The sequence below is a fragment of the Microbacterium sp. genome (genome assembly GCF_049661145.1).
Lineage (GTDB): Bacteria > Actinomycetota > Actinomycetes > Actinomycetales > Microbacteriaceae > Microbacterium.
Genome location: NZ_JBASZT010000271.1, coordinates 1 through 3,472 on the forward strand (window position 1 = coordinate 1; position 3,472 = coordinate 3,472).

Here is a 3,472-nt window from a genome sequence, read left to right on the forward strand (position 1 = left end):
CCGGGCGGCTGCGCGCGGGGAGCTCGGGCAGGCCGGCCAGTAGGTCGACGGTGTTCTCGGCGGGAATGCTCATGCTGCGTCCCTCACACGCTCGGCCGCGCGCAGACGCACGGGGGTGGCGCGCGGGTTGCGCGCTTTCTCGTCGTCGGTGGCGAGTTCGGCGCCCTTGATCAGCAGCCGGAAGCGCGGCGCGTGCTCAGGCAGCTCCACCGGCAGACCGGCCGGGGCAGTGGATGCCGAGGCATCCGCGAACACCCGCTTGACCAGGCGGTCCTCGAGAGACTGATAGCTCATCACGACGATGCGACCGCCGACACGCAACAGAGCCATCGCCGCAGGCAGGGCCCGCTCGAGCGCGGCGAGTTCGGCGTTGACCTCGATGCGCAGCGCCTGGAAGACGCGCTTGGCGGGATGTCCGCGGCCCTCGCGCCGCACAGCGACCGGCGTCGCTGCGACGAGGACGTCGACGAGCCGTCCGGACCGGGTCAGCGGAGCCTGGGCCCGCGCCGCGATGATGGCGCGGGCGTAGCGGCCGGCGAGCTTCTCTTCGCCGTAGCGCTCGAAGATGCGGCGCAGGTCGCCCTCGCCGTAGGTGGCGACGATGTCGGCCGCCGTGATGCCGGTGGTCTGGTCCATGCGCATGTCCAGCGGTGCGTCCCGCGCGTACGCGAAGCCGCGCTCGGCCTCGTCGAGCTGCAGCGAGGAGACCCCGAGGTCGAAGAGGACGGCATCCACTCGCGGTGCGTCGGCGGATGCCGAGGCATTCGCGATGCTGTCATGGACAGCGCCTGCGGCCCGCGCGGCATCCGCGGTGTCGTTGCTGACGCCCGCATTGACTGCATCGCGGATGCCGTCATAGACAGCGCCTGCGGCCCGCGCGGCATCCGCGGTGCCGTTGCCGACGCCCGCATTGACTGCATCGCGGATGCCGTCATAGACACTGTGAACGAGCGTGACGCGGTCGCCGAATCGGGCGAGTCGCTCCCCGGCGATACGGAGCGCGTCGGTGTCGCGGTCCAGGCCGATCAGTCGGGCGTCGGGAAACCTCTCCAGCAGAGCCTCGGAGTGGCCGCCCATTCCCTCGGTGGCATCGACGAGCACGGCGCCGGGGCGCTGGAGAGCGGGCGCCAGCAGCTCGACGCAGCGCTCGAGCAGGACCGGGGTGTGAATGTCGGAGTGGCTCATGGCGTTCGGGGCGGGGATCCGGAGCCGTGATCCCCATCCGCCGCGACCTGGCACCGGGGAAGTGTGTCAGGGCGTGCGGCTGGGAGTCACGGCCACGGATCAGTCTTCTCAGGGGCGCTGCCGCGCCATGGGGCAAGGAAACCTGCCCACGGTGGCGAGACTGTCGCTTCAGAACAGGCCCGGGATCACCTCCTGCTCCATATCCGAATAGCTGTCTTCATTGCCTTCCGCATACGTGTGCCACGCCTCGGCATCCCAGATCTCGGCGTGCGCGCCGATGCCGGTGACGACGAGCTCGCGGCCCAGGTTGGCGTAGGTACGCAGATGCGGCGGGATCGTGATGCGGCTCTGGCTGTCGGGCTTCTCGTCGCTCGCGCCGGACAGGAACATCCGCTGGAAGTCCCTGGCCTGCTTGTTGGTCAGCGGCGCCTCGCGGATCTTCTCGTAGACCCGCTCGAACTCCTTCGTGCTGAACACGTACAGGCAGCGTTCCTGCCCACGCGTGACGACGACGCCGTCACCGAGGTCGGTGCGGAACTTGGCCGGAAGGATGACGCGGCCCTTGTCGTCGAGCTTGGGGGTGTACGTGCCCAGCAACATCAGCCACTCCCCCTTCCTCCGGCCCGATCAAGGTGAACACCACTTTACTCCACTTTCCTCCACTTCACTATGAGACACCGCGCGCTGCGCGCTCGGTCGCTCCCCCAATGCCTCCCCAACGCAAAAAAAGCACCGACCCCGAGGGGTCGGTGCTTAGGTGGGAGGCGATCAGATCGCGGTCAGCGTTCGTCCTGCCGACGGTCCCAGCGATCGTTCATGCGATCCATGAAGGATCCCGACGACGAGCCGGTCCGGTTCTTCCGTTCGCCCGTACGCGGGGCCGGAGCAGTGAATCCGCGTGCCGGCGTGACGGCGAGCACGACGCCGGCGACCATGACGACGAACGCGATGACGCCGATGGCGACGATGCCGGAGGAGACTCCGGCGATGAGACCGCCGATGCCCACGAGGACGAGGATGGTGCCGTAGACGATGTTGCGGTAGCTGAGAGCCTGGCCATTGCGAGGTGCGCTGACGACATCGGCGTCCTTGTTCATGAGATGGCGTTCCATCTCATCGAGCAGACGCTGCTCCTGCTCTGACAGAGGCATTGCCTCCCCCTCCTCGCCGGGCGGACTCGTATACGCTCGATTCTACGCGAGCACGTGAGAACTAGGCTAGGCCCGTGACCGCTTCTGCCGATCCGATCGAGGCTGTTTCCCAGCGACTGGAAAGGTTCGTCATCGCGGAGCGTTCGCAGTGGCGGGGCAGCGGTGCCGAGGTAGCCGCACTGCTCACCGCGGCGGACGAGGCGCTGCGAGGCGGCAAGCGCCTGCGAGCTCGCTTCTGCGTCACCGGCTGGCAGTCCGTCGCACAGCGTCGCGACCCTCGCGCGACCGTCTCCGAGTCCACTACCGCCGCGGCTGCGGCCCTGGAGATCTTCCACGCCGCCGCTCTCGTCCACGACGACCTCATCGACAACTCCGACACCCGACGCGGCCGTCCTGCCGCCCATCGCGCGCTGGAGCGGATGCACACCTCATCGGCCTGGGTCGGTGACTCCGCCGCGTTCGGGCGGTCCGCGGCCATCCTCCTCGGCGACCTGCTCGTGGCGTGGAGCGACGATCTGCTCGAGGAAGGACTGCAGGACGCCGTGCACGCGGCATCCGCCCGCCGCGTCTATGCGCTCATGCGCCGCGAGGTGACGATCGGACAGTTCCTCGACATCGCCGAGGAGGCGGCGTTCGCCACAGCACCAGACTGGGAGCACGCCGGCCGGGCGCTGCGTGTCGCCTCGCTGAAGTCGGCGCGCTACAGCGTGCAGCATCCGCTGCTGCTGGGGGCGGCCCTGGCGGGGGCGGACGATGCGCAGAACGCGGCCCTCGCCGCCTTCGGCCACCCGCTGGGCATGGCGTTTCAGCTGCGCGATGACGTGCTGGGCGTGTTCGGTGACGCCGCCGTAACCGGCAAGCCGTCCGGCGACGACCTGCGCGAGGGCAAGCGCACGCTGCTGATCGCCTTCACCCGCGAGCACCTGGACCGCGGAGCGCGGCGCGTCTTCGACGAGCTGGTCGGCGATCCGGCACTGGATGCCGGTCAGATCAGCGCACTGCAGGGAACCATCATCGACACCGGCGCTCTGGACCGCGTCGAGCGGGAGATCGCCCGCCTGTCCGACGAGGCCGACCGGGCACTGCGCGGCGCTCCGCTCGCGACCCCGGCGGTGGGCGCCCTGCGGGACCTGGCA

Annotated in this window: 4 protein-coding genes; 1 reads left to right on the forward strand and 3 read right to left on the reverse strand. The window is 69.4% G+C overall.

Going from position 1 to position 3,472, the window contains the following annotated elements; translation table 11 throughout:
- Positions 1–69 precede the first annotated feature (69 nt).
- The 3 genes from rsmH to WBP48_RS11510 form a co-directional block, all read right to left on the reverse strand.
- Complete coding sequence (gene rsmH, locus WBP48_RS11500) at positions 70–1,185, reverse strand: 16S rRNA (cytosine(1402)-N(4))-methyltransferase RsmH (protein ID WP_424440536.1); 1,116 nt, start codon at positions 1,183–1,185, stop codon at positions 70–72.
- 168 nt (positions 1,186–1,353) lie between these two features.
- Positions 1,354–1,785 (reverse strand): division/cell wall cluster transcriptional repressor MraZ, encoded by a 432-nt coding sequence (gene mraZ, locus WBP48_RS11505; RefSeq protein WP_424440538.1) that lies wholly within the window; start codon positions 1,783–1,785, stop codon positions 1,354–1,356.
- Between the two features lie 179 nt (positions 1,786–1,964).
- Complete coding sequence (locus WBP48_RS11510) at positions 1,965–2,336, reverse strand: DUF3040 domain-containing protein (protein WP_424440540.1); 372 nt, start codon at positions 2,334–2,336, stop codon at positions 1,965–1,967.
- 74 nt (positions 2,337–2,410) lie between these two features.
- On the opposite strand from WBP48_RS11510, the gene WBP48_RS11515 reads away from it, so the two are divergent.
- The coding region (locus WBP48_RS11515) for a polyprenyl synthetase family protein (RefSeq protein WP_424440542.1) at positions 2,411–3,472 on the forward strand (1,062 nt) is incomplete at its 3' end.

Bases quoted from the DNA above. Each gene is read 5' to 3' on its own strand.
- mraZ (WP_424440538.1), bottom strand. From the start codon at position 1,785: ATGTTGCTGGGCACGTACACCCCCAAGCTCGACGACAAGGGCCGCGTC.
- WBP48_RS11510 (WP_424440540.1), bottom strand. From the start codon at position 2,336: ATGCCTCTGTCAGAGCAGGAGCAGCGTCTGCTCGATGAGATGGAACGC.
- rsmH (WP_424440536.1), bottom strand. From the start codon at position 1,185: ATGAGCCACTCCGACATTCACACCCCGGTCCTGCTCGAGCGCTGCGTC.